The sequence below is a fragment of the Colwellia sp. C1TZA3 genome, from assembly GCF_007954265.1.
Lineage (GTDB): Bacteria > Pseudomonadota > Gammaproteobacteria > Enterobacterales > Alteromonadaceae > Cognaticolwellia.
Genome location: NZ_VOLS01000025.1, coordinates 18702 through 43760, shown reverse-complemented (window position 1 = coordinate 43760; position 25059 = coordinate 18702). Strand labels below are relative to the sequence as shown.

Annotated in this window: 27 protein-coding genes and 1 riboswitch; of the genes, 12 read left to right on the top strand and 15 right to left on the bottom strand. The window is 40.8% G+C overall.

Translation table 11 applies throughout. From position 1 onward, the window contains the following. Positions 1–19: 19 nt before the first annotated feature. Positions 20–1069 (bottom strand): methyltransferase, encoded by a 1050-nt coding sequence (locus ESZ39_RS09240; protein WP_146879625.1) that lies wholly within the window; start codon positions 1067–1069, stop codon positions 20–22. 675 nt (positions 1070–1744) lie between these two features. Further along, positions 1745–1980, top strand: a riboswitch (Lysine riboswitch). Between the two features lie 80 nt (positions 1981–2060). On the opposite strand from ESZ39_RS09240, the gene dapA reads away from it, so the two are divergent. Genes dapA through ESZ39_RS09220 form a run of 4 tightly spaced genes read left to right on the top strand, consistent with a single transcriptional unit; the run spans position 2061 to position 6277 of the window. Beyond that, positions 2061–3071 (top strand): 4-hydroxy-tetrahydrodipicolinate synthase, encoded by a 1011-nt coding sequence (gene dapA, locus ESZ39_RS09235; protein ID WP_146879624.1) that lies wholly within the window; start codon positions 2061–2063, stop codon positions 3069–3071. Beyond that, complete coding sequence (locus ESZ39_RS09230) at positions 3068–3817, top strand: 2,3,4,5-tetrahydropyridine-2,6-dicarboxylate N-succinyltransferase (RefSeq protein ID WP_146879623.1); 750 nt, start codon at positions 3068–3070, stop codon at positions 3815–3817. The genes dapA and ESZ39_RS09230 overlap by 4 nt, the downstream gene beginning before the upstream one ends. Before the next feature lie 9 nt (positions 3818–3826). Further along, positions 3827–5089: a PLP-dependent decarboxylase gene (locus ESZ39_RS09225; RefSeq protein ID WP_223270314.1), complete on the top strand. Its 1263-nt coding sequence runs from the start codon at positions 3827–3829 to the stop codon at positions 5087–5089. Positions 5090–5128: 39 nt separating this feature from the next. Further along, positions 5129–6277, top strand: coding sequence for a succinylglutamate desuccinylase/aspartoacylase family protein (locus ESZ39_RS09220; RefSeq protein WP_146879622.1), 1149 nt, complete (start codon positions 5129–5131; stop codon positions 6275–6277). 95 nt (positions 6278–6372) lie between these two features. On the opposite strand, the gene yjgA is transcribed toward ESZ39_RS09220, so the two are convergent. After that, a complete protein-coding gene (gene yjgA, locus ESZ39_RS09215; RefSeq protein WP_146879621.1) occupies positions 6373–6891 on the bottom strand; it encodes a ribosome biogenesis factor YjgA in 519 nt (172 codons plus the stop codon). 105 nt (positions 6892–6996) lie between these two features. On the opposite strand from yjgA, the gene pmbA reads away from it, so the two are divergent. Further along, positions 6997–8352, top strand: a complete 1356-nt coding sequence (pmbA, locus tag ESZ39_RS09210) for a metalloprotease PmbA (protein WP_146879620.1) — start codon at positions 6997–6999, stop codon at positions 8350–8352. A gap of 247 nt (positions 8353–8599) precedes the next feature. Here pmbA and mgtE read toward each other — a convergent pair whose 3' ends face one another. From mgtE to ESZ39_RS09150, 12 genes are all read right to left on the bottom strand, one after another. Further along, positions 8600–9958, bottom strand: coding sequence for a magnesium transporter (gene mgtE / locus ESZ39_RS09205; protein ID WP_146879619.1), 1359 nt, complete (start codon positions 9956–9958; stop codon positions 8600–8602). Between the two features lie 514 nt (positions 9959–10472). Then, positions 10473–10751: an HPr family phosphocarrier protein gene (locus ESZ39_RS09200; RefSeq protein ID WP_146879618.1), complete on the bottom strand. Its 279-nt coding sequence runs from the start codon at positions 10749–10751 to the stop codon at positions 10473–10475. Positions 10752–10756: 5 nt separating this feature from the next. After that, complete coding sequence (gene rapZ / locus ESZ39_RS09195) at positions 10757–11611, bottom strand: RNase adapter RapZ (RefSeq protein WP_146879617.1); 855 nt, start codon at positions 11609–11611, stop codon at positions 10757–10759. Positions 11612–11617: 6 nt separating this feature from the next. After that, entirely contained in the window at positions 11618–12076 is a 459-nt protein-coding gene (ptsN, locus tag ESZ39_RS09190; protein ID WP_146879616.1) for a PTS IIA-like nitrogen regulatory protein PtsN, read from the bottom strand. A 29-nt stretch (positions 12077–12105) separates the two neighbouring features. Then, positions 12106–12393 (bottom strand): ribosome hibernation promoting factor, encoded by a 288-nt coding sequence (gene hpf, locus ESZ39_RS09185; RefSeq protein WP_146879615.1) that lies wholly within the window; start codon positions 12391–12393, stop codon positions 12106–12108. Positions 12394–12429: 36 nt separating this feature from the next. Continuing rightward, positions 12430–13938, bottom strand: a complete 1509-nt coding sequence (locus tag ESZ39_RS09180) for an RNA polymerase factor sigma-54 (RefSeq protein WP_146879614.1) — start codon at positions 13936–13938, stop codon at positions 12430–12432. A 51-nt stretch (positions 13939–13989) separates the two neighbouring features. Continuing rightward, entirely contained in the window at positions 13990–14721 is a 732-nt protein-coding gene (gene lptB, locus ESZ39_RS09175) for an LPS export ABC transporter ATP-binding protein (protein WP_146879613.1), read from the bottom strand. After that, positions 14722–15201: a lipopolysaccharide transport periplasmic protein LptA gene (lptA, locus tag ESZ39_RS09170; protein WP_191321741.1), complete on the bottom strand. Its 480-nt coding sequence runs from the start codon at positions 15199–15201 to the stop codon at positions 14722–14724. It lies immediately after the preceding gene. Positions 15202–15232: 31 nt separating this feature from the next. Continuing rightward, the gene (lptC, locus tag ESZ39_RS09165; protein ID WP_146879611.1) at positions 15233–15799 is read right to left on the bottom strand and encodes an LPS export ABC transporter periplasmic protein LptC; all 567 of its coding nucleotides are present in this window, start codon (positions 15797–15799) and stop codon (positions 15233–15235) included. Next, entirely contained in the window at positions 15796–16347 is a 552-nt protein-coding gene (gene kdsC, locus ESZ39_RS09160; RefSeq protein WP_411266870.1) for a 3-deoxy-manno-octulosonate-8-phosphatase KdsC, read from the bottom strand. The genes lptC and kdsC overlap by 4 nt, the downstream gene beginning before the upstream one ends. Further along, complete coding sequence (locus ESZ39_RS09155) at positions 16344–17309, bottom strand: KpsF/GutQ family sugar-phosphate isomerase (RefSeq protein WP_146879609.1); 966 nt, start codon at positions 17307–17309, stop codon at positions 16344–16346. The genes kdsC and ESZ39_RS09155 overlap by 4 nt, the downstream gene beginning before the upstream one ends. A gap of 16 nt (positions 17310–17325) precedes the next feature. Then, positions 17326–18306, bottom strand: a complete 981-nt coding sequence (locus tag ESZ39_RS09150; RefSeq protein ID WP_146879608.1) for a calcium/sodium antiporter — start codon at positions 18304–18306, stop codon at positions 17326–17328. 366 nt (positions 18307–18672) lie between these two features. Between ESZ39_RS09150 and mlaF the strand changes: the two genes are divergently transcribed. The 7 genes from mlaF to murA all read left to right on the top strand — a co-directional run bounded on the left by mlaF (position 18673) and on the right by murA (position 23361). Next, a complete protein-coding gene (mlaF, locus tag ESZ39_RS09145; RefSeq protein WP_146879638.1) occupies positions 18673–19482 on the top strand; it encodes a phospholipid ABC transporter ATP-binding protein MlaF in 810 nt (269 codons plus the stop codon). After that, positions 19479–20255, top strand: coding sequence for a lipid asymmetry maintenance ABC transporter permease subunit MlaE (gene mlaE / locus ESZ39_RS09140; protein WP_146879607.1), 777 nt, complete (start codon positions 19479–19481; stop codon positions 20253–20255). The genes mlaF and mlaE overlap by 4 nt, the downstream gene beginning before the upstream one ends. Before the next feature lie 60 nt (positions 20256–20315). After that, positions 20316–20786 (top strand): outer membrane lipid asymmetry maintenance protein MlaD, encoded by a 471-nt coding sequence (mlaD, locus tag ESZ39_RS09135; protein ID WP_146879606.1) that lies wholly within the window; start codon positions 20316–20318, stop codon positions 20784–20786. Beyond that, entirely contained in the window at positions 20786–21430 is a 645-nt protein-coding gene (locus ESZ39_RS09130) for an ABC transporter substrate-binding protein (protein ID WP_223270313.1), read from the top strand. The genes mlaD and ESZ39_RS09130 overlap by 1 nt, the downstream gene beginning before the upstream one ends. A 62-nt stretch (positions 21431–21492) precedes the next feature. Then, complete coding sequence (locus ESZ39_RS09125; RefSeq protein ID WP_146879605.1) at positions 21493–21789, top strand: lipid asymmetry maintenance protein MlaB; 297 nt, start codon at positions 21493–21495, stop codon at positions 21787–21789. A 24-nt stretch (positions 21790–21813) separates the two neighbouring features. Continuing rightward, positions 21814–22071 (top strand): BolA family protein, encoded by a 258-nt coding sequence (locus ESZ39_RS09120; protein WP_146879604.1) that lies wholly within the window; start codon positions 21814–21816, stop codon positions 22069–22071. Positions 22072–22098: 27 nt separating this feature from the next. Continuing rightward, complete coding sequence (murA, locus tag ESZ39_RS09115; protein ID WP_146879603.1) at positions 22099–23361, top strand: UDP-N-acetylglucosamine 1-carboxyvinyltransferase; 1263 nt, start codon at positions 22099–22101, stop codon at positions 23359–23361. 83 nt (positions 23362–23444) lie between these two features. Here murA and ESZ39_RS09110 read toward each other — a convergent pair whose 3' ends face one another. Continuing rightward, a complete protein-coding gene (locus tag ESZ39_RS09110; protein ID WP_223270312.1) occupies positions 23445–24503 on the bottom strand; it encodes a trypsin-like peptidase domain-containing protein in 1059 nt (352 codons plus the stop codon). Between the last annotated feature and the right edge of the window lie 556 nt (positions 24504–25059).

Genomic DNA, 25059 nt, shown 5'->3' with positions numbered 1-25059 from the left:
AACAATAACGCTTTCTTCGTTACTTCTTACCATTAATATAACACTGATAAACGGCAAAACCTTTTTTAATCGCTACAGTCTTTGTCTTGCCGATGGCTTTTTCCATGATGGGTAAGTATTTTAAAAAACTATTGGCAACAATGGTAAGACAAGCTTTACTGGTTAAATTTTGCTTTATTTCAGCTAAAAATTGCTCGGTAGCCCCATAATGGGTTTTTACGCCTTGATGAAATGGCGGGTTAGAAATAACAAAATCATAGCGCTCTTGAACATTAGACAAGCCATCTGAGGCAATATATTGCCCGGTTAAGTGATTTAAAGACAATGTGGTTTGCGCTGAGTGCAATGCTAAAGCACTAACATCAACCAAAGTTAATGTTGTTTCTGGGTGAACTGTGCCGATATAAGCGGCAATACCTCCGGCACCACAACCAAAATCTAAAACTTTACCTGCAATAACATCAGGTAAGTTCGCCAGTAAAACTTCGGTACCCGTATCTAGCGAATTTTGGCTAAACACGCCTGGCAAAGCCGCAATTTTTAGTACTTTATCTTGTACCTGTATTGGATAATATTTATAGAATTTTTGCAGATCAAAGCGAGGCAGTGAGGGTTTTAATTTACCAATGTACATTAAGCAATGGCGCGCAGCGTCAACATTTTGGCAATATTCTAGGTAATCAATGCCAAGTTTTTCGGCTGACTTTACACCCGCTTTATTTTCTCCAACAATGACGATGGCCGCATCTTCTGTCATCGACTCAGCGAGCATGGCTAAGGTAAAACTAAATTCAGCCTTACTTTTTGGAAAATGAATAATAGCCATATCATGTTTAGTTTTGGCGCAATACTCGACGCAAAAATGTGCGTGTACACGGCTATTTTTCAATTGCTGACAGGTTTTATATTCAGCATAATTAGTGTGGTAACTATCAATATGAGCAGCGTTATGCTGACTTAAGTAATGGCTAATAAAACCGTCGTCTGCGATATTAACTAACAGAGGTCTCGTTGCGGCTAGTGCTTCAATATTGCGGTTTAATAATTGGTTAATGTTACTTATTGCCATGAAGATACCTGTGATTAAGCTAATTATTATTTATGGGGCTATTTTATTGGCGATATTTATTTGTCGAGTTAGGTAGAAATACCGGCGTTACTTTAAATAAAACTTATAATACCAATCTCACTAATGATCTGATCATTTCACCTGGTTAAAACAAGCCACAACGGCGTTATTTACTCATTATCGCGGTATGGATGCCGTTTATTAGACAATGCAGGCGCCTATTGTCCTGAACAACGAGTGATTAAAATAAATGCCTTATATTTGGTCGTTTTTCCTGCCTATAAAGTAGACCAGCTAATTAATGAAATTGGTATAATAATGACAGGGTGAACTTAGCGAGTATTTATTAATACCGCTGTGGTGCATATGTCATAGTGCTGGGTATTCTACGCGAATTTAATTATCTCGCCATCTTTAGTCCACAGGCAGTAAGCTATTTTGACCAAACTCAATTTATGGGGCGTACCTTGTTTTAGTTATTAAGAATCTGGTTATTGGGGATAAGATCGTATCCACTTATTAGAAAAAGAAATAAAAACATTAAAATCAATTGATTAGATTTAAATGGTGGTATGCGTTTAGCCGTCTATTGACTGTGCTTATATTTAAATGCTTTAATATTGTTGTCCCTTATTCCAGTGAGATTAATTGTAAAAAATTAATTACCGCTAATAAAGGGCCAGAAGAGGAGCGTTAACCAGGTAGTTATTGTGAAGAGATCAAACTCTAGTGAGCAATAATGAGGGGGTTTAACGCCGAGGTAATTGCCTTGTTGATAAGGCCATTGCCGGTTGTTAAAACTGAGTTGTTAATAAATAACTATTAAGTTTTATAGCCATCGGATACGTTCGATAGCTACTAGGTTGAATCCTTGCAACTGTCACCTAACTAGGTGGAGAGCTTCTGGCCTTTGTAAAGGCCAAATTTCATCCTAGAAATTTTGTCTGTACAAGCGCCTAAAAGTTCTCCGAACGACAAGAGTTCGAGAGCAATGAATCAAAAAAAGTCGATAGAAAATCACCTAACAACAGACCGGCCTTTGGTTTGGACCGCACTGATCACGCCATTATTTGATGATGACGGCATTGACTATGTCAGTTTACGTAAGCTAGTGTTACAACAAAATTCGGCCCACAATGGCATTTTGTTACTGGGTAGCACGGGCGAAGGCTTAGCGTTAACTACGCAAGAGCATTTAAGCATAGTGCAATACGTCTGTGCGATGACTTTACAAGTGCCGATAATGGTTGCTGTTGGCGGCTATAATCTCAACGAGCAACTGGCCTGGATAGCAAAATGCAATGAATTGCCAATAAGTGCTTATTTACTCGCTAGCCCTATTTATGCCAAACCGGGCCCCGTAGGGCAAACGGCTTGGTTTAAAAGCCTGCTCGATGCGGCAAACTTGCCTTGCATGCTTTATAACGTACCTTCACGCAGCAGTGTTGAAATTGCCTTCTCGGCTTTACAGCAATTACAAGACCATAAAAATTGTTGGGCACTGAAAGAAGCCAGTGGCGATCTTAACAAATTGTTGGCCTATAGAGAGCATTGTTCTAACCTTGACTTGTATAGTGGTGAAGATGCCATGATGCCATATCTTGCTAGTGCCAATGTTAAAGGTTTGGTGTCGGTTTGCGCTAATGTCTGGCCAGAAGCCACTCGGCAATATGTCGCTATGACTTTAGCTCATCAACATGACGGACTTTTTCCACTCTGGCATAAAGCGACATCAGCATTATTTCAAGTGTCTAGTCCGATACCGGTAAAAGTGTTAATGGCTGAGCTGAACACCATTAGCTCAGCAAAACTTCGTCTACCCTTATGCCAAGCAGAACTTTCAGCGCAACACGGCTTACTCAACATCCATCAACAAATTCAGCAATGGTTAGGCAGTAACAGCAGTAACTCTCTAGCTCAGCATTACACCACCGATAGCACTTTAAGTGCACAAACACCTCATCCTTTAGACTTAACTAACTTACAAGAAGTAAACTCATGACTTGGCAACAAACATTAACAGACTTAGAAACCGGTAAAGTTCGGGCAGCAGCACAAAATAGTGATGGTACTTGGCAAGTTAATACCGCAGTAAAACAAGCGATATTAGCGGCATTTAAAGCTGGAGAAAATACTGAGTTTGCTGGTATTTATCGCGGCTTTGTTGATAAGCATAATTTACCTGCGCGTGAGTTCACGGTTGCCGATAAAGTTAGAATGGTGCCGGGTGGCTCATCGGTTCGTTGTGGTGCTTATGTTGCGCCAGGCGTGATTATTATGCCACCGGCCTATATCAATGTTGGCGCTTTTGTTGATAGCGGTACCATGATTGACAGCCATGCCTTGATCGGTTCATGCGCACAAATAGGCAAAAATGTTCACGTTTCTGCCGCGGTACAAATTGGTGGTGTGCTTGAGCCGATTGGCGCTAGTCCAGTAATTGTTGAAGACAACGCTTTTTTAAGTGCTGGCGTAATTATTGTCGAAGGCATTGTAGTGAAAAAAGGTGCGGTTTTAGCCCCAGGTGTTTCATTGTCGGCCTCGGTAGCGGTTTATGATTGTGTCAATAATGTCATACTGGAAAAGGGTGCCGACATTCCTGAAAATGCAGTTGTTGTGCCAGGTACACGACCGGTCGCCGGTACTTGGGCTCAGCAGCAAGGACTTAACATGGCTTGTGCATTAATTGTTAAATACCGAGATGAAAAAAGTAATGCCGCTTTAGAACTTGAATCTGTATTGCGTTAGGATCAAAAAATGACTGCTATGTTAAATTCGATAGCTAAGCCAAACTGGCTTAGGCCTGGTGTACTTGCACCACTAGCACAGCGTAGTGCAGCACTGAAAAAAAGTGCGGAAGCTGAGCAAGATCAAGACGGTTTTTTTCTCTATGATTTAGACTACCTTGAGCAACATTTGTCAGTGTTGATGCAACAAGAGGTGATTAAACTTTGGTTTGCCGTTAAGGCTAATCCCTTGTCGCGGGTGATATCAACGTTGGCGCAACAAGGTTTTAATTTTGATGTTGCGAGTCAGGGCGAATTAACGCAAGTATTAGCACAAAATGTGCAAGCTGATCGCGTTCTAAATACTGGTCCTGCCAAATCAAAGCGGCAAATGAGTGCTTTTTTAAGCCAAGGGGTGTGTACTTTTGTGGTGGAGAGTTTGAACCAGTTACAATGGCTTAATGAAGCAGCAACCGAACTAGTTTGCCAACCGCAAGTATTATTAAGAGTGCAGTTACAGTGGCAAGAAGGCGAGAAAAATCCATTAGGGGGTAATGAAGTAACACCTTTTGGCTTATCTTGCCAAGAGTGGCAGACGATAAAAGTTAGCCACTTTCCTGCGCTAAATATTAATGGTTTGCATATTTTTCAATGGGGAAATATGCTCAGTAACAAGCGGATGTTTGAGCTTTGGTCGCAAATGGTTGCGCCATTGTTAGCGCTAGCAGACCAATTAGAGATGAGCTTAGAGGTCTTAGATTTAGGTGGCGGCTTAGGGGTTGATTATCTGCAAACAGGGCAAGGCCTAAGCTGGGAACAAATTGTTGCCGACTTAGCCAAAATAAAAGCACAGGCAGGTGTTAGCGAACTTTGGCTAGAGCTAGGTCGTTTTGCGGTTGCTGAAATGGGCTATTATGTAACTTCGGTTGTTGATCGAAAACAAAACTTTCAGCATCAACAATTAGTGCTCGCAGGCGGTATTAATCATTTAATACGCCCGGCAATTACTAAACAGCCCTTTCCCGTCGCCATGCTGAGAGAGTCAGCAGCAAGTCCTAGTTATTTTGATCTGCATGGCCCGCTTTGTACCAGTTTAGATAAATTGGGTACCTTGGCAATAGCTAATGATGTTGATGTGGGTGACCAATTAATTTTTGGTTTAGCCGGTGCTTATGGCTTTACTGAAAGTATGCCGTTTTTTCTTTGTCATCAAATTGCGGCTGAATATGTTTTACAGCAAGGTAAAATTGAGCAAGTACGTGCAGCAGAGCCTGCAGCTTGGTATTTACGTTAACTTAGTCAATAAAGTCGTTCGATTGGTAAGAGATTATTTATGAATTTAATCAGTAAAGAAGTGATGCATGTAGGGGAAATGGCCAGTGGTGCTGCGCTTACTGTGCCGGTTTATCGTCTTAAGGGTAAACAGCAGGGACCTGATGTTTACCTACAGGCCAATATGCATGGCGCAGAAGTGCAAGGTAATGCGGTTATTTTTCAGCTGTTAGAGCAATTAAAAACCCTTGAATTAAATGGCAGCATTACCCTCGTACCTTATGCTAACCCTGTCGCTTGTAATCACAAAAATGGCGAATATACCTTAGGGCGATTTGATCCTATTACTGGCATTAATTGGAACCGGATGTTTCACTTCGATGCTGATATTATTGCGCCTTTTGCACAAGCACATTTAACCGATACTAACGTTGAAATCGAACAGGCGTTTAAAGCCTTAATGTTGCAGCAAATAACCGAAAAATTAAATCATAATATTTATGGTCTGACCACAGGGCAACGTATTGCCTTTCAACTACAGCGTTTAGCACATCAAGCTGATATTGTGTTAGATCTGCACACCGGACCTATTTCTAGTAAGCACTTATATTGTCCTGAATATGCTATAGCCAGTGCAAAGTACTTTGATATTCCACATACTATATTGATCCCTAATGACTTTGATGGTGCATTAGATGAAGCCACCTTTTGTCCTTGGTGGCAGTTACAACTAGCATTTGCTGTACTTGGTCGTGACTTTTTGATTACTAAAACCGAGGATAATCAAGGCCCAGATGCTGTTATTAAAGAAAGTTTTACCGTTGAGCTGGGCTCGCAAGAGCAGATTGATTTAGAGGTTGCCCGTGCAGACGCCTTAGGTATTTTAAGCTACCTGCAGTATCAAGGGGTGATCAATAGCCAAGATTACCAACCGAAAACCATGACCCGTTATAGCTGCATGTTAGCAGATTACAAGGCGCTATATTCTCCCATGGGTGGCATGGTGGACTACTTGGCAGAATTTGGTCAGCCCTTAGCAGCAGGAGCGCCGTTAGCGCGTATTTTACGTATGGATAATTATGGTGACGGTGATCCATTACACTATATAAGCTTAGATCACAGTGTAATACCCATTCTGCATTTTGCTTCGGCGAGTGTCAATCAAGGTACTGAACTTTATAAAGTATTTAGTAAGTTTAGTATTTTATAAGTACGAGTTATAACGAAAAAATGCCTTGATTTAGCATTAAATCAAGGCATTTTTATAGCGTGATCAGAGGTGTCATTTTTTAACACCCTCAGTATCTAAAAAACCACATGCTCTTTTAGGTAAGCAAACAGATCACGGTAATGTTTGCCAACTTTTTCAGTACCGTGCTCTTTTTTTGCCTGACGCACTAATTGTCTAAGCTTTTGTCTTTCCATGCTTTCGCATTCGGCTAACAAGGCTTCAATGGTGTCATTACTTTCGGTGATAAGGTCATCACGCATTTTTTCAAGCTTTTCAAACTTGACCGACTCTTGTTGATGTTTATTGGCCATAACATCCATAGCGTGTTTAATCGGTTCAAGATCCATTTCAGAGAGTATTTTCGCAACATGACGGACATGGCGACGTAAGGCCTCATGCTTATTGGTGATTTTATCTGCCAGCAGCATAGCGGCTTTCAGTTCATCAGTCAGCGGCAACTTACTGCGTTGATGCTTGGACATTTTGATTATGATAAGTCCAAAGTCTTGCAGTCGATGCATTTCTCGTTTTATTTCTGATTTACTCAGTAATTCTTCTTCTAATTCATCGATATCGTTGGCAGAGTGGGGCATAATGTTAAGCACTAAAATGATAATTACCTACAGTATACAACAAAGCAGTATCAGCAAAAACATTCCTGTTGCATGTATCGATAAAATGTGAGAAATAATTTACCTATGAGCGATTCAGATAATATTCAAATGCAAATAGAACATGTGAAAAAACGTGTTAATGACGCCATGACAATGGCTAAATCACTCGGAGCCGATGGTGCTGAAGTTGCGATGAGTCGTCAACAAGGTCTTAGCGTGAGTACCCGTTTAGGCGAGGTTGAAAACGTTGAATTTACCAGCGATGGTGGACTTGGCATTACTGTTTACAAAGACGGTCGTAAAGGCAGTGCCTCTACGGCTGATTTATCTGAAAAAGCTTTAAAACAAGCAATAGAAGCTGCGGTAAATATTGCTAAATATACCTCAGTTGATGAATGCTCAGGTATGGCCGATAAAGATTTATTGGCGATGACGCCTGAAGATTTAGATTTATATCACCCTAAAGCGTTAACTACAGAGCAAGCGATTAGTTTAGCGAAAGCCTGTGAAGACACCGCGCTTGGCTACGATAAACGCATTACTAATTCAGATGGTGCAACATTAGAGAGCTTTGAAGGTTTTAAAGTTTACGGCAACAGTCAGGGTCAACTAGTGGGCTACCCAAGTACTCGCCATAATTTAAGTTGTGTGATGATCGCCAAAGAAGGTGATGACATGCAGCGCGATTATGCTTATACCGTGAGTCGTGAATTTGATGCTATGCAAAGTGCCGCTACGGTAGGGCAACAAGCGGCTAAAGAAACATTATCACGCTTAGGTGCGCGTAAGTTACCGACCACTAAAGTGCCGGTGATGTTTCGTGCTGATGTGGCGAATAGTCTATTTGGCCATTTTATTGCTGCGATTAGTGGCGGTAATTTGTATCGACAATCTTCTTTTTTAATGGACGCGATTGGCCAACAAGTTTTTCCTGAATTTTTAAGTATTAGTGAACGTCCTCATTTGAAAAAAGCCTTAGCAAGTAGTGCTTTTGATGCCGAAGGTGTCGCCACAGTAGATCGTGAAATTATTACCGATGGCAGTTTAGCCACTTACCTATTAACTAGCTATTCAGCGCGTAAGTTGGGGCTGAAAACAACTGGTCATGCCGGTGGTATTCACAATTGGCAACTCGGCATGAAAGACGCAGGCCAAGGGGGCGATTTTGATGCGATGTTAAAAACCTTAGGTACCGGTTTGTTAGTAACCGAGCTAATGGGACAAGGCGTTAATGTAGTGACCGGTGACTATTCGCGTGGTGCAGCGGGCTTTTGGGTTGAAAACGGTGAAATAGCTTATCCCGTTGATGAAATTACCATTGCGGGAAAATTACAGGATATGTTTGCCGGTATTGTCGCCATTGGTAACGATACCGATATGCGAGGCAGTATTCGCACCGGCTCTATCATTGTTAACCAGATGCAAGTAGCGGGCAGCTAGACGTTAAAGTTTGAAGCTGTCAGTTTAAAGCTATCAGTTCAAAGCCAACAAGGCGCAATTAACCGCGGTGTGTTGACTTATTTTGACTGATAGCTGACAGCCCAAAACTTGAAGCTGTCAATTTAAAGCTATCGGTTCAAAGCTATCAGTTAAAAGCCAACAAGGTGCCACTAACCGCGGTGTGTTGACTTATTTTGACTGATAGCTGACAGCTCAAAACTTATAACCAGATCCTATAACCATATTTTTACCCCAACATTAAGGTTGCTGTGCCTAAAAACGCAAATATACCAACGACATCAGTAACGGTTGTTAAGATAACACTGCCAGCTAATGCTGGGTCTATATTCATTTTTTTCAACATTAGGGGCACGGTAACACCGGCAATGCCAGCTGCTGTCATATTCATTAACATGGCAAAGGCAATGATGGCACCCAGCATTAAGTTTTGCTGCCAAATCGCAACGACCGAAGCAATTAATACCGCCCAAATTAGACCATTAAAAAAACCAATAGCCAATTCTTTATAGAGTAAAATTCGCGAGTTACTTTCACCAACATGGCCTAAGGCCATCGCACGAATAACTAAGGTTAAGGTTTGGTTACCTGCTACGCCGCCCATGCTAGGCACCAGAGAGTTTAACACCGCTAAAATAGCCAGTTGATTTAAAATGCCTTCAAACATACTCGATACCGCAACAGCCATCAGTGCGGTGATTAAGTTTACGCCTAACCAGATAGAACGGCGTTGAGTACTTTTTAAGACCGGAGCGAAGGTATCAGCCTCATCATCTAAACCGGCCATACTCATCATGGAATGCTCGGCTTCCTCACGAATAATATCAATAACATCATCGATGGTAATACGACCCAATAGTCGCTTTTCGTGATCGACAACGGGGGCAGAAAACCAATCGTAGCGCTCAAATAGCTGCGCGACATCTTTTTCATTCATATCGGCGGTAATGGCTTGAATATCTTTGTGGATTAGGTCCGAAATAATTGTTTCTGCCTTGGCAGTAACAATGGCAGACAAAGAAACTGAACCAAGGAAATGATCGGCTCTGTCGACCACATAAAAAGAATCGGTTGCTTCAGGCAATTCACCCCGTAGGCGTAAGTAACGTAAAACCACATCCACGGTGACATCAGGACGAATAGAGATGGTATCGGTATTCATGATACCGCCGGCGGTGTCTTCCTCGAATGAAAGCGCGGCTTCAACACGACTGCGATCTTGCCAGTCCATGGCATTCAGCACTTCCTGATAAACTGTATCAGGTAGTGTTCTGAAAACTTCTGCCAAATCATCAACATCCATACCTTCTGCAACAGCAGCTAGCTTCTCTGGATGAATGTTTTTCAGAATGCCTTTTCGAACTTCTTCGTTTAACTCTTCAAGCACATCTCCGTGATGATCGGCATCGATAAGTTGCCAAAGTGCAACACGGCTTTTGGTTGGGGATGACTCTAATAATAAAGCGAGATCGTAAGCGGGCATGTCTTGCAATAGTTTGCGGACATGAACGAACATACCACTATCGAGGGCATCATTAACCTGCTGAAGGCGCTGATGACTGTATTCTTGTTCAGAAACTTCCGGCATATATTCACCTTTTGCCGTTGCAAAACGAAAACTGAAAAATATCAGGGATTATTGAACTTATTAGCGCAGTTTGTTTAGTCTGTAAGCTTAGCAAACACATATAGTGTCGCTAGCTATATCGACGTGTGAGCACGCCATAGCCATTGTAAACTAGCCTTACTTTTGACTTTAATTAAAGCCACTGTAAATGGCCTTAATGTTAACCCAGAAAGTTCAACAGATCCTATTATGAGAGATAACTATTAAGGTTATGTTATAGCAAATAAATAAATAAACATAAGAACCAATAGATTTGGACGGTAGTGCGACTCAGGAGACAAAGTTGAAAACGGTTATGCTTGAGTTATTTCGCTTGTGCTAAAGGCTTTAATGTAGCGCTAAGTTGGCTAATACATTATTTTAATGGCTATTGTGCGTTAATAATTATCCGCGTAGAGTTTACCGTAATTTAGCAGTTTTAGCAGCTTTTTTATTGACTTAAGCGCGGGCTAAACGAAGATAAATTTTTTAGTTACTATTCGGCTTCATTAAACTTGTTACTAAAGAGTTGGCAAATTTCTGCTAGGGCTTGTTCAGCATCTTGGCCAGAGGCAATAACCTTGACGGTTTTACCTTGGGCGCCGGCCAACAGCATTAGTCCCATAATACTATTGGCATCTGCGCGATTTTCGTCTAATTCAATAATGACTTTAGCGCTAAATTTTTGGCTTAATTGGGCCAGCTTTGAAGCCGCTCGGGCATGTAGCCCAAGTTTATTGATGATAAGTACGTTACGGGTTGCCTGTATGCTCATCGCTTTTACGTACTATTAACGGTTAAGTCACGGTGACGAGATTGCACGTCTTTACGTTCTTTACGCATATTATTTGCTAATAATTCAGCAATATAAACTGAACGATGCTTACCACCCGTGCAACCAATGGCAATAGTGATATAACTGCGATTATTACGTTCCAAATGGGGTAACCAGGTCATCATAAAACTGTTAATTTGCCAAACAAATTTAGTTACAATCGGCTGACTAGCAAGAAAGTCTTGTACTGGTTTGTCTAAACCTGTGTAGCCTTTTAGTTCTTTATCCCAAAACGGGTTAGGTAAAAAGCGCGCATCAAAAACATAATCAGCATCTTGTGGCACACCATGTTTAAAGCCAAAAGATTCAAATACAACCACCATCGAGCCAGAGGTTTTACCAAGAATTCGTTCTCTGACTAAATCAGCTAGTTGGTGTGGCGTTAGTTGACTGGTATTGATGTATAAGTCTGCTCGGGTAGCGATGGGCTCAAGTAACTTTTTCTCCAAGGCAATGGCTTGATCTAGGGCAATATTTTGCTTGATCAACGGATGTAAGCGTCGAGTTTCACTGAACCGGCGAATAAGGTCACTATCATCAGCATCTAAATAGAGTATGCTTAATTCTACTGCATTGGGCAGGTATTCAATAATTTCGGGTACGTCGTTAGGATCGGCTGGCAGGTTACGAACATCGAGACTTACCGCAACATTTTCATAATCATTAATAACCGTATGGGTAAGGGCGGGTAACAAGTTAACGGGGATATTATCGACACAATAATAACCTAAATCCTCTAGTACACGCAGTACCACACTTTTTCCTGATCCTGAACGGCCACTTACAATAATTAATTTCATCCGTGTTTAACTCGCTTGTTGGATTAACTGAAACAGTTCTTGATTGCTTTTGCATTTACGCACTTGCTTGCAAAATTGTTTTTCACGAAAGATTTTTGCGATACTTTGCAGCGTACTCAAGTGGCTCTGACATTGTTCTTCAGGAACAAATAAGGCAATGAAAATATCGACGGGACGATGATCAATAGCGTCAAAATTAATCGCCTGTTCTGTGGTAATAACCACGGCAATAGGTTTCGTCGGTGTCGCATTGTTGAGACGGCCATGAGGTATGGCAATACCATTACCTATACCTGTTGAGCCCATTCTCTCGCGCTTAACTAAGCTTTCTAGGAGCTGAAAAGTATCATGGCTGTCGAGTTTATCGGCAGCCAAGCGACTTAAATATTCTAATATACGTTTTTTACTGGCACCTGGTGCTGCACATATAGTGCAGTCCAGGGTTAAGATGTCTTGCAACTTCATAAACTTCTAAGACCTATAGCGATATGGCGCTAATGTTTGTTGATTTTGCCTTTATATTTCAAGATTTGGCGATCTAGCTTATCAATTAATGCATCAATCGATGCATACATGTCGCTATGTTGTGCCTTAGCATGAACTTCTGTGCCACTTAGGTGCACTGTTGATTCGGCAATCTGATTCTGTTTTTCTACGGTTAATACGACATGGACATTATTGATATGATCAAAATGACGCTCTAGTTTTTCAAACTTGCCATTGACATAATCACGTAATGAATCGGTAACATCGACATGGTGTCCAGTAAGATTAATTTGCATAGATTTCAATCCTCTTTATTGGCTAAATAAAACTGCCTACAATAGGCTTTTACGTTGGTTTGATGGCGGTATAGCAAGCGATTCTCGATACTTTGCAATGGTACGCCTTGCCACTTGTATACCTTGTTCTGCTAAAATATCGGCCATTTTACTGTCGCTTAGTGGCTTTGCAGGTACTTCGGCAGCCACAAGCTTTTTAATTAATTCTCGAATAGCTGTTGATGAACATTCGCCGCCGTTTTCGGTACTTACGTGGCTAGAAAAAAAGTATTTAAGCTCAAAAATTCCTCGAGGCGTGTGCATATATTTTTGTGTGGTAACACGAGAAATGGTTGATTCATGCATATCTACCGCTTCGGCAATATCGTTCAACACCATAGGGCGCATGGATTCAGGTCCATGTTCAAAAAAGCCTTGTTGGCGTTGCACAATGCAATTTGAAACCTTTAATAGCGTATCGTTGCGACTTTCTAAACTTTTAATAAACCACTTGGCTTCTTGCAAGTTAGAGCGAATAAATTGATTGTCAGTCGACGACTTCATTGACCGAGACATCGCGGCGTACTGCTGATTAACTGATAGTTTAGGTGCAGTGTCAGGATTGAGTTCTACCGTCCAGCGGCCGTTTTTCTTTTCAACAGACACATCTGGGATAACATATTGCTCTTCACTTTTAATAACACTATCACCCGGGCGGGGATCTAAACTTTGTATTAGGCGGATAACTTCGCGTAATTGCTCTTCTTTCAAGCGTAATTTACGCATTAGTTGTCGATAATCGCGATTGCCGAGCAAGTCAATATACTCGCTAACAGCTAATTTGCTTTCCGCTAACCAAGGGGTATCTTGAGCAAATTGATTGAGCTGAATACGTAAACATTCAGGAATTGAACGGGCGGCAACACCAACGGGATCAAACACGTTAATACGCTTTAACACCACTTCAATTTCATCAAGCTCTACACCGTCAATACCGACACTTTCTAATATCTCTTCGGCTGAAACCGTTAAGTACCCAGCTTCATCTATCGCTTCAATAATGGCAATGGCAATGGTTCTGTCAGTGTCACTAAAGGGTGTTAGTTCCATCTGCCAAATCAGGTGATCTTGTAATGAGTCTTTTGTTTCGCCTTGATAAGTGTAGTCTTCTGATGCATGGCCAACACCACCACTAGCAACACCGGCACTAAAATTATCATCCCATGTACTATCGCTGTTTAGCTCTTCGGGGATGTCAGTTTTTGCTAAACCTTCTGAGGAGCTAATTTCATCTATCGAGGGCGTAGAATCTTCGCTGCCATCGGAGGACGTTATTTTTGAGCTTTCGCCTACACCTACGGAATAAGCTTCTTCTAAATGATCAGGGGTACTTTCTGAATTGTTATCGTGCGTTTCGTCAACTTCAAGCAAAGGATTACTTTCAAGCGCTTCTTGAATTTCTAGTTGAAGATCCAAAGTTGATAATTGCAACAGTTTGATCGCCTGCTGCAATTGCGGGGTCATCGTTAACTGTTGTCCGATACGGAGTTGCAGAGTAGGACGCATTTACGTTTTCTTTTCCCTGTTCAAATTCATTAATTCAATAAGTGTTATGCACTATAGCGTGAATTGTTCACCAAGGTATACATCTCTTACATGTTGATTTGCAAGAATTTGCTTTGAATTACCTTCGGCGATTAGTTCACCATGACTAACGATATAAGCATGCTCACAAACATCGAGTGTTTCTCGTACATTGTGGTCGGTGATCAAAATACCGATGCCCCGCTCTTTTAAGTGTAGGATAATTTTTTTTATATCACCTACCGAAATAGGATCAACACCGGCAAAGGGTTCATCCAATAGGATAAATTTAGGATCTGCGGCTAATGCCCGTGCTATCTCAACTCGTCGGCGTTCACCGCCAGATAAACTCATGCCTAAGTTATCTTTGATATGGCCTATGTTGAACTCTTCTAATAAATGTTCAAGCTTTTCTTGCCGGTCAACGTCACTGAGTGATTTACGTGTTTGTAAAATGGCCATGATGTTGTCATTAACAGACAACTTGCGAAAAATAGACGCTTCTTGTGGTAAATAACCGATACCTTTTCTGGCGCGTTCGTGCATGGGCAGTAAGGTGATATCTTCATCATTTAAGACAATTGAGCCACTGTCGTTATTCACTAAGCCAACAATCATATAAAAGGAGGTGGTTTTACCTGCGCCATTTGGCCCTAATAAGCCAACAATTTGTCCAGCTGAGACGTGCATACTGACGTTTTTAACAACTTTTCTACCTTTATAAGACTTGGCAAGGCCGTTTGCTGATAATGTTGAAGTTGACATTTACTCTTGCTTATCCTTTGATTTTATAGGTAATTCATTTTTGTTCTTTGGCTGTAATACCGTTTCAACTTTAGCATTTTCTAGGCTTTCGGCATTGACATATTCAGTGGCAAAATTATAGGTGATTTTGCTGCCACTGACTTTACTGCCTTCTTGGCTAAGTAAGGCATTGCCGGAAATAACCACGGTATTCATACTAGGTTCATAACGGATTTCATTGGCTTGTAAATTGATTGGGCTGCCATCTTGAAGCGTTTGTTCAAAGGTCGCCGGTGAGCCTTTGGCAATATAAATTTTGCTGTCACTTTTTTCTTGGGTGATCACCTGTACTAATTCAGCATGTATTGTTAGTGTGCCTTGAGAAATAATGACATTATCAATATAACTGAATATTTTATTTTTCAGATCGGCAGCTTGGCGTGAAGAAGATATTTTAATCTCTTGTTCTACGTCAAATTTTTCTGCACTTGCGACAGGCACTAATAATGCTAATGTGGTGAGGCACAATAAGTTATTTTTTAATTTTTTTATAAATAGTTTGTACATGTTCGGTCAACGTCATCTGTGTTGTGTTTAAGTCTACAATTAATCCTGAGCCATACATAGTAAATCCTTTACCTAATATTAAGATAGTTTGCTCTGAGCTGATAATATTAGTTTTTAAGTCCATTTCTAAATTTTTCCCATGCACTTCTTGTATCAAACTTTCTTTATCAGTGGCGATTAAACGTACGCGATTTGCTAATTTCACACGATTGTTGTTATACAAGGTGCCTTCATTAGCTGTTATTTGCCAAGTAGGTTTGTTGTTCCTTGGGTATAAGGTATAGCGTGGGTAATCGAAGTGTGTGACCCCTAATTCAGCATAATGTTCCATGCGTTTTGCTTCAACATTATAAGATAATGCCCCAGAGGCTTTATAGACATCACTGTTAAGGTTTTCAGCAATAAATTCAGGGTTATTAGCGGTATCGAGAATATTGCTGGTTTCTTCTTTTGCGCCATACCATTCAAGTAAGCCATAGGTAGTTAAAGCCAATAAAAATAAGCTTATACTGACTAAGTATATGCGATTCATAGGCTAGCGCCCGTAGCATCAGCTAAGGTGTTTTGGCTCTGCATAATAAGATCGCAAGTTTCGCGCACAGCGCCAAAACCACCACGCGTATAAGTTATATAGTCACACAGCTTTAATATTGCAGGGTGCGCGTCATTAACCGCAATACTCAAACCGACATAGTGAAGGCAGTCGAAATCTGGCATATCATCGCCAATGTAAGCCACTTGGTCAGCTGTTAACTTTAATGAAGCGATCATGGCTTTTAATGCGGGCAGCTTATTTTCTTCGCCTTGAACTATGTGCTTAACATTTAATGCTGTCATACGGGTTTGCACGATAGTAGATTTTCTGCCAGTGATCACCGCTACATCAACGCCGCTTGCACCTAAAGCTTTAACGCCATAACCATCTTTGGTATGAAAGGCTTTTAATTCTTCACCATTATTGCCTAAATAAATACGACCATCTGAGAAAACGCCGTCTATATCACAAACAAAGAGTTTAATGTTTTGCGCTTTTTGCCAAACATCTAGCGCTACTTTTCCGTATAAACTGTTCAACTTTATAACACTCCAGATTTTAATAAGTCATGCATGTTCATAGCACCAATGGGTTGGTTATTCTCGTCAACAATAATTAAGCCATTAATTTTTTTGTCTTCCATGATTTTTAGTGCTTCAGCCGCCAACATATCTTGCTGAGCCACCAAAGGGTTTTTAGTCATTACGCTAGTAATACTGTCTTGGTGAATATTAATTTCTTCGTCTAAAATACGCCGTAAATCACCATCGGTAAACAGGCCTATTAAACTATTATTTGCGTCAACAACAGCGGTCATACCTAAGCCTTTAAGTGACATTTCAACTAAGGCATCTTTTATTTTAGCGTTATGACTTACCCTTGGTAGGCGATCGTCTTTGTGCATGATATCTGTCAAGCGTAATAATAGCCTTTTACCTAAGCTACCACCAGGGTGAGACAAGGCAAAATCATCTGCGGTAAAACCACGCGCATTCAATAGAGCAACCGCTAGGGCATCGCCCATAACTAAGGTTGCTGTGGTGCTAGAGGTTGGCGCTAACCCTAAAGGGCAAGCTTCTTGTGACACTTTTACACAAACATGGCTATCGGCAAGCTTAGCGAGCGTAGACCCAGGGTTGCCTGTCATAGCGATAAGTTTTGTCCCGATACGCTTTAGGACTGGAATAATAGCTAATACTTCGCCGGTTTCGCCAGAATTAGAAATGGTCAGTACCACATCAGCTGCAGTCACCATGCCGAGATCGCCGTGGCTTGCTTCACCTGGGTGAACAAAAAATGCCGGTGTGCCGGTACTTGCTAAGGTAGCGGCAATTTTGCCACCAATATGCCCTGACTTCCCCATACCGATTACGATAACACGGCCCCGACAATTAAACATTAATTCGCAGGCTTGAGCAAAGTCGTCGTCAATAAATTGTGACAATTGTGCGATAGCTTGCTGTTCAATGTTGATGACATTTAGTGCTAATTGTTTAAAGTTTTTCATTGCTACAAACCATTTGTTACGTGTTAATTTGACTAAAAAGTAATATTTGATAGCCAATAAATACAGCTAATAATAGTAACCCTTTCGCTCGTGTGATGCGAAACTTTCCACCTCGACCAAAACAAAGGACGAATAATAAGAAGGTTGTTGCCAGCATAAATGGCGCGTCACGCACCGCGGCGGCATGATCGATATCACCGGGGGCAATTAAGCCAGCTAATGATAAAACAGCAAGTATATTAAAGATATTGGAGCCAATAATATTACCAAGCGCTAAATCATCTTCTTTTTTGATGATACTCATAATACTAGCGGCTAACTCAGGCAGGCTAGTGCCAATAGCAATAACTGTTAAGCCGATGACCAAATCACTAATACCAAAAGCTTTAGCAATAAATATCGATGAATCGACCAGAAAGCTAGCACTGAGTGGCAGTAATATTATACCGACAACTAACCAGATCACCGAGTGTTTAGTGCTGATCCCATCAGGCACTGCTTGTTCTGCTGCTAAAACCATTTTATCGTTGATAGATTTTTTTTTTGCACGCCTTAACGTGACGACAAGCAAGGTAGCGAGATAAAGTACAAAGCTGACAATCAGCATCAAACCTTCATTAAAACTAAAGTTACTGTCGGCTAACATATAAGTAGCGATAGCCGTGATGATGAGCATAAGAGGGATTTCACGTTTGATGGTCGTTGAGGAAACCGATAAAGGATGAAATAGTGCGGTTAAGCCTAAGACTAATGCAATGTTGGTAATATTTGAGCCAATAGCATTACCGACGGCAGTATTGACATTACCTTGTAAAGAAGCGGTGACCGCTATCATAATTTCAGGTGCTGAAGAGCCGATGGCAACAATGGTTAAGCCAATTATCATCGGAGAAACACCCAGATTTTTTGCTAATGCTGAGGCACCAAATACAAATTTGTCTGCACTCCACACTAAGGTGATTAGTGAAAGTAATAAGATCAAAATTTGGGTCAACATTCAAAACTCCTGTTTGGCTAAGGCAAATAAATAATGTTTGTGCTAATTGATGAAAGATAAAGAGGAATTATAAACCACTGATAGTAAACGATGACAATTAATTAATATTCATTTTTCTAACATAACCTGAGCGAGAAGCATTATAAACTTTTTCTGATATTATTGGCACGTGGATTCACAATAAAATAACTAAGCCAAGAAAAAGGCTTATGCATAATGCTAATTTTACACTTGCGTTACATTTATATACTTTTGGTTACTCTTTTAACGCTAAATAGTTGTGAATTTGTAATGACTGAGGTGTTGCGCTGCGGTAGAATTCTGCTACATAAAACAATAATTAACAGTGATGTTATTCCAAGCGATATGTCTGAAATTTTAGTTGATATCAAAAACATGACCTTTAAGCGTAACGAACGTGTTATTTATGATGGCATCAGTTTGTCTATTCCTAAAGGTAAAGTTACTGCAATAATGGGCCCAAGTGGTATTGGTAAAACAACGTTATTGCGTCTAATTGGTGGTCAAATTAAACCAGAGTCTGGGCAGATCCTTTTCGATGGCCACGACATTCCTAAACTGTCTCGTAGTGCTTTATATGAAATACGTAAACGTATGAGTATGCTATTTCAAAGTGGTGCGTTGTTTACTGATATGAGTGTTTACGACAATATTGCCTTTCCTATACGCGAGCATACCCAGTTATCAGAAGACATTATTGAAAAAATGGTGCTAATGAAATTAGAAGCGGTGGGTTTACGGGGTGCAAGAAATTTACGCCCAAGTGAGCTCTCTGGTGGTATGGCGCGTCGAGCAGCATTAGCTCGCTCAATTGCGCTTGACCCTGAACTCATTCTTTACGATGAGCCCTTTGCTGGCCAAGACCCTATTTCTATGGGCGTGATTGTCCGGCTCATTCATCAACTAGGTGATGCTTTGGGATTAACCTCTGTGGTGGTTTCTCATGATGTGCCAGAAGCGATGAGCATTGCTGATTATATTTATATTATTGCCGAGCAAAAAATTATTGGTCAAGGTACGCCGGAAGAAATTTACGCGCATACGTCACCGTTAGTTCAGCAATTTGTTAAAGGTGAAGCCGATGGCCCAGTGCCATTTCATTATCCTGCGGCGTCATATAGTGAAGAATTAATTGGTCGAGGTGTCGAGAAGTGAATCAGCTGCAAATTTTGGGTCGTAGCATTATCGAACAAATATCAGGCTTAGGTAGAGCTTTGTTGATGCTAGCATCCGCACTCTGTCATATACCAAACCCACGCAAAGGTTTTCCTTTGCTGTTGAACCAATTGTATTCAGTTGGCGTATTATCTTTAGTTATTATTGTTGTTTCGGGTTTGTTTATCGGCATGGTACTGGCTTTACAGGGCTATACTATTCTGGTTGATTTTGGCGCTGAAGCTAGCTTAGGACCTATGGTAGCCTTGTCGTTATTACGTGAATTAGGCCCAGTGGTTGCTGCCTTACTGTTTGCTGGTCGAGCAGGCTCTGCGCTGACCGCTGAAATAGGTTTAATGAAAGCAACAGAGCAACTCTCTAGTCTTGAAATGATGGCGGTAGACCCTTTGCGTCGTATCATTGCACCGCGCTTTTGGGCTGGTTTTATCAGTTTGCCACTGTTAGCGGCCATATTTTCTGCAGTGGGTATTTTAGGGGCACATTTGGTTGGTGTTGATTGGTTAGGTGTTGATAGTGGTACTTTTTGGTCGGTAATGCAGTCGCAAGTTTCATTTGAAAAAGACATTTTAAATGGCATTATCAAAAGTTTAGTCTTTGCTTTTGTAGTGACTTGGATTGCGGTTTATAAAGGTTATGCTTGTGAGCCAACCTCTGAAGGTATCAGCCGAGCAACAACTTCAACCGTAGTGCAATCGTCGCTGCTTGTTTTAGGATTAGATTTTGTCTTAACCGCGATTATGTTTACAAGTTAATCTTGGTAAAAAGGTTATAGCGGTTATTTAGTTAAATATTATTTGAATTTGGTGGAAGACATGGTGTCGAAAAAAATAGAATTATTGGTTGGACTATTTGCTGCAATTGGTATTGCGGCATTGTTAATGCTAGCACTAAAAGTAGCTGACAGCGGTATTACAGGTAATGGCAACACTTATCAGTTATATGCAAAATTTGACAACATTGGCGGCTTAAAAGTTCGCTCGCCAATAAAAGTTGGTGGTGTGGTAGTGGGTCGCGTTAGTGCCATTTCATTAGATAGTGAAGATTATACGCCGCTAGTGACTTTAGAAATTTTTGCCCAGTATAAGAATTTCTCAGAAGCAACTTCAGTGTCAATCTTAACGGCAGGTTTATTAGGTGAACAGTACATTGGTTTGTTACCTGGCTTTATTCATAGTTCAGTTGAGATATTGCAACCCGGTGATTATATTGAAGATACCAAGCCGGCATTGATATTAGAAGAACTGATCGGTCAATTTTTATTCAGCCAGGGCAGTGGTGATTAATGATGAATAATATGATGAAAAAATGCTTTTTTTGTTTAGCACTTTTAGCTTTGTCGATATCGGTCAGCGCCACAGGAAATGTTGATAAAAAAGACCCTTATAAAATGATTAAAACGGTTGCTGAGATCACTTTTAAGCGTTTTGCTAACGAACAACTGGCGATACGTGCCGAGCCTAATTTATTGAAAACCATCGTTCGCGAAGAATTAATGCCGTATATAAATTATCAATATGCCGCTTATAAAGTTATTGGTAGCAACTTCAAAAAAACTAATAAAGCGGACCGAGCTGAGTTTGTACCGGCATTTCGAGAGTACCTTATTACCGCTTATGCGCAGGTTTTTACCCTATACAATAACCAAGAGGTCGAATTTGCACCGGCAGAAGACTTTGCTAAAAATCGTGTAGTGTCTGTCGATACGCGTGTGATAGAGCCAGGTCGTGGTCCAATTAATATCTCTTTCCGGGTACGTAAACATAAAAAAACCGGCGACTGGAAAGCTTATGATATGGTAGCCGAAGGTGTCAGCTTACTTGACAGCAAACAAGCGGAGTTAAGTAGTCTGATCCGTCAAAAAGGCTTAACGCATGTCACCGAAATGCTGAAAGAAAAAAGTGCAAGGAGCATTGTTTTTAAGTCGTAAAACTTAACTTTTGCAAAGCATAGCAATAAAATAGCGTATTATAAGGTTGTTAGTAGATTAAAATGATAGAAGTCCAACAAGCAGAGCAAACAGCGATTTTTAGTGGTGCGTTAACCCGTGCTACAATAACGCCTGTATTTGATAAAAAATACCGTAAATTAGTTAATAATGAACGAATCATTATTGATTTGGCCAAGGTGAGTCAAATTGACACCGCAGGCTTGGCATGGCTTTTATTATTAATTGAACTAGCGGCCAGTAAAGCTTGTCATATCAGTTTGGTTAATTTACCCGAAGATTTATTACAGTTGGCAAAGTTAAGTGCAGTTGATACATTACTGCCGATAGAAACCCCTTAATCTACACGCTATTTGGAGCAAAAAGTGGAAGTAAAAGATATAGAAAAGCTAATTACCGATGCCGTTGAATTAGACGAAATTCATGTCGCATTTGATGGTTCACAATGTAAAGTAATTGCCGTTGCTGACTTTTTAGGTGACTTAAGCCGAGTGAAAAAACAACAAACAATTTATGCACCTTTAGCGAAAATTATTAATGAAGGTGTCATTCACGCGGTATCGATTAAAACCTTCACAACGTCTGACTGGCGCCGTGAAAAAATGTTTAACCTACCCCTTTAATTCACACCGACCTAAAAGAATATACTCTTGGACGCATTTAAAATTATTGGTGGGCAACCACTACATGGCGAAGTGACTATTTCAGGTGCAAAAAATGCGGCATTACCTATTCTAATGTCGGCATTGCTCTCAGAAACACCGGTTACTTTTGCCAATGTTCCGAAACTTAATGATATAGAAACGACGATTAAACTTTTGTCACAATTAGGTGCTAAATGCCAGTGGCTTAGTGAAAGTAGCTTGATGATTGATGCTAGTAGCATTGAGCATTGCCGTGCGTCATATGAATTAGTGAAAACTATGCGCGCTTCTATTTTGGTTTTAGGGCCTTTACTTGCCCGCTTTGGTCATGCTGAAGTGTCCTTACCCGGCGGCTGTGCCATTGGCGCGCGACCGGTCAATTTGCATATCGATGGTTTAAAGTTGATGGGCGCTGATATAGCAGTTGAAAATGGTTACATCATTGCGCGTAACACTGGCCGCCTCAAAGGCGCGACTATCCCTATGGACATAGTTAGTGTGACCGGAACTGAAAATCTAATGATGGCTGCGGCCCTGGCTGATGGCAGCACTATTATCGAAAATGCAGCGCGTGAGCCTGAAATTGTCGATTTAGCCCACTGTTTAAATAGTATGGGTGCTAAAGTTTCAGGTGCAGGCACTGATACCCTAACGATCAGCGGTGTTGAAAAACTCCGTGGTGAAAGTTATTCAGTGATGCCCGATAGAATAGAAACCGGTACATTTTTAGTTGCAGCGGCTGTCACTCAAGGTAAAGTGAAATGTTTAAACACCGATCCTAAAGCCTTAGATGCAGTATTGGCTAAGCTAAAAGAAGCTGGCGCAGTTATCACCAGCGGTGATGATTGGATAGAGCTAGAAATGACCTCAAGGCCAAAAGCGGTTGATATCTGCACCGCGCCTCATCCGGCATTTCCAACCGATATGCAAGCGCAGTTTGTCGCACTTAATGCTATAGCTGATGGCACGGCAACGACAACAGAAACTATTTTTGAAAATCGTTTTATGCATGTGCCTGAATTACAGCGTATGGGAGCAAATATCAGTCTAGAAGGCAACGTAGCAACAAGCACGGGTGTTGAGCAGCTAAATGGTGCGCAAGTGATGGCCACTGATTTACGTGCCTCTGCAAGCTTAGTGATTGCTGGGCTTGTAGCGAACACTGAAACACAAGTCGATCGTATTTACCATATTGATCGTGGCTATCAAAAAATTGAAGATAAGCTGCAAGCACTCGGCGCAAACATCACCCGCGTTACAGTTAAATAAGCTTAATTAACTGTTCAGTGAGTGATAAAAATCCCAGCTAATTGGCTGGGATTTTTATTTGTTTGATGAATGGCGCGCAGGGTTTACTTTGGTACTTCAACAATAGTGACAGGTAATGTTAACTGTTGATTATCGCGAGAAACCATAAAGTTTAATACTGAACCTGGCGACGCTTCAGCGACAACATCTAAGCCCTGTTTTGCATTTTGTAATCGTATATCGTCAATTTGATAGACGACATCACCTGATTGTAATCCGGCTTTCATGGCGGGACTTTCCGGCGTTACTGCGCCAATAATAAAGCCTTTAAGGTTGGTAACAGAATCGTTAGCCTCAACACCAAGCCAGCCACGTACCACGCGACCATGCTCAATTATTTTTAACATGATCGTGCGTGCTAATTGATAAGGCACCGCAAAAAATATGCCCTGAATATTGAGATTAGGATTCGCTTGGGTAAATTTTCTTGAATTAATACCGACCAACTCACCATTAGAATTTATTAGAGCACCACCAGAATTACCTTCATTAATGGCAGCATCCATTTGTAAAAATTGTAAATAGCTCGTGCTTAGGCCACTTTGTCCGGTTGCGCTAACAATACCTTGAGTAACGGTTTGGCCTAAATTTAGCGGATTACCAATGGCTAATACCACATCACCAACTTGCGATATTAAGGTGCTAATTTGAGGGATAACCGGTAAATTACTCGCCTGTACTTTTAACACCGCAAGATCGGTCAAAACATCATAACCAATGAGTTCGGCATGAAGCTCTTGTCCTCGTTGTAAAACCACTACGGTTAAATCAGCGCTTTGTACCACATGGTAATTAGTTAAAATATAACCCTGACTATGCATAATAACGCCACTGCCTAAGCGGGTGACTTTGCGCGGTTGGCGGCCATAAGTTGGGTTTACTTGAATTTCTTCAGAGTAGATATTCACTACAGCAGGGCCGGCCAAACGCACCGCTTTTGCATAAGACAAAGGAGCTTGTGTTTTCTCGACGCTGGTAAATAACTGCCAAGGTAGTATGTTTTTTTCACGCAGCTCAGGTATTAATACCAACAAAACCAACGCAAACATGACACCGTAGCTAGCTGAACGAAGGAAAAACTTTAGGGCATTGATAATTTTCAACAGGATTATTTTTATTGGTCTAATTTTTTATAGATTAACATAAACCCTTCGTTGTTATAAAGTTTTTGTCTTAGGTAATCGCTAAGCTGACTTTGAGTATAAGTGAGAGGTTCGTCTGGTTTAAATAGCCGAAATACTAAATTTTAGCTAAATAGCTGAAAATTTTGATGTCAGAGAGCATTTGCAGGCATTATCAAGCCATGATTTTATCACGCTAACCTTGAGAAAATTCTTGCTTCGCTACATAACAAGCGTCACTGACAAAACAACACAAGACAAACTTTACGATAAAAAGATAAATACCTATGCTGTACTTGAACCGTTAAAAGTGTGGGTATAATACCAGTCCCATTAAGTTATTGCTCACTTGTACTAGTTAAAATAGCTCAATGCTGTGTTGCTCTCACTCCTAATAGCCAGCTATTGCTCAATCGAGCGCCTTACCTTGAGTTATTTTTCCTGCGCACAACAAGATCACAAACTTAATGGAACTGGTATAATATGCTTGCCCATACCTTATACCAATCTCACTAATTATCCGATCATTGCACCTGGT

Excerpts from the sequence above, each read along its gene's own strand:
- rapZ (WP_146879617.1), bottom strand. The coding sequence starts at position 11,611 with ATGAAATTAATTATTGTAAGTGGCCGTTCAGGATCAGGAAAAAGTGTG.
- ESZ39_RS09225 (WP_223270314.1), top strand. The coding sequence starts at position 3,827 with ATGACTGCTATGTTAAATTCGATAGCTAAGCCAAACTGGCTTAGGCCT.
- yjgA (WP_146879621.1), bottom strand. The coding sequence starts at position 6,891 with ATGCCCCACTCTGCCAACGATATCGATGAATTAGAAGAAGAATTACTG.
- hpf (WP_146879615.1), bottom strand. The coding sequence starts at position 12,393 with ATGCAAATTAATCTTACTGGACACCATGTCGATGTTACCGATTCATTA.
- mlaF (WP_146879638.1), top strand. The coding sequence starts at position 18,673 with ATGTCTGAAATTTTAGTTGATATCAAAAACATGACCTTTAAGCGTAAC.
- ESZ39_RS09180 (WP_146879614.1), bottom strand. The coding sequence starts at position 13,938 with ATGCGTCCTACTCTGCAACTCCGTATCGGACAACAGTTAACGATGACC.
- ptsN (WP_146879616.1), bottom strand. The coding sequence starts at position 12,076 with ATGAAGTTGCAAGACATCTTAACCCTGGACTGCACTATATGTGCAGCA.
- ESZ39_RS09200 (WP_146879618.1), bottom strand. The coding sequence starts at position 10,751 with ATGAGCATACAGGCAACCCGTAACGTACTTATCATCAATAAACTTGGG.
- ESZ39_RS09155 (WP_146879609.1), bottom strand. The coding sequence starts at position 17,309 with ATGAAAAACTTTAAACAATTAGCACTAAATGTCATCAACATTGAACAG.
- mgtE (WP_146879619.1), bottom strand. The coding sequence starts at position 9,958 with ATGCCGGAAGTTTCTGAACAAGAATACAGTCATCAGCGCCTTCAGCAG.
- ESZ39_RS09150 (WP_146879608.1), bottom strand. The coding sequence starts at position 18,306 with ATGTTGACCCAAATTTTGATCTTATTACTTTCACTAATCACCTTAGTG.
- ESZ39_RS09240 (WP_146879625.1), bottom strand. The coding sequence starts at position 1,069 with ATGGCAATAAGTAACATTAACCAATTATTAAACCGCAATATTGAAGCA.
- ESZ39_RS09125 (WP_146879605.1), top strand. The coding sequence starts at position 21,493 with ATGATAGAAGTCCAACAAGCAGAGCAAACAGCGATTTTTAGTGGTGCG.
- dapA (WP_146879624.1), top strand. The coding sequence starts at position 2,061 with ATGAATCAAAAAAAGTCGATAGAAAATCACCTAACAACAGACCGGCCT.
- lptB (WP_146879613.1), bottom strand. The coding sequence starts at position 14,721 with ATGTCAACTTCAACATTATCAGCAAACGGCCTTGCCAAGTCTTATAAA.
- lptC (WP_146879611.1), bottom strand. The coding sequence starts at position 15,799 with ATGAATCGCATATACTTAGTCAGTATAAGCTTATTTTTATTGGCTTTA.
- ESZ39_RS09220 (WP_146879622.1), top strand. The coding sequence starts at position 5,129 with ATGAATTTAATCAGTAAAGAAGTGATGCATGTAGGGGAAATGGCCAGT.
- ESZ39_RS09130 (WP_223270313.1), top strand. The coding sequence starts at position 20,786 with ATGATGAATAATATGATGAAAAAATGCTTTTTTTGTTTAGCACTTTTA.
- ESZ39_RS09230 (WP_146879623.1), top strand. The coding sequence starts at position 3,068 with ATGACTTGGCAACAAACATTAACAGACTTAGAAACCGGTAAAGTTCGG.
- pmbA (WP_146879620.1), top strand. The coding sequence starts at position 6,997 with ATGAGCGATTCAGATAATATTCAAATGCAAATAGAACATGTGAAAAAA.
- mlaD (WP_146879606.1), top strand. The coding sequence starts at position 20,316 with ATGGTGTCGAAAAAAATAGAATTATTGGTTGGACTATTTGCTGCAATT.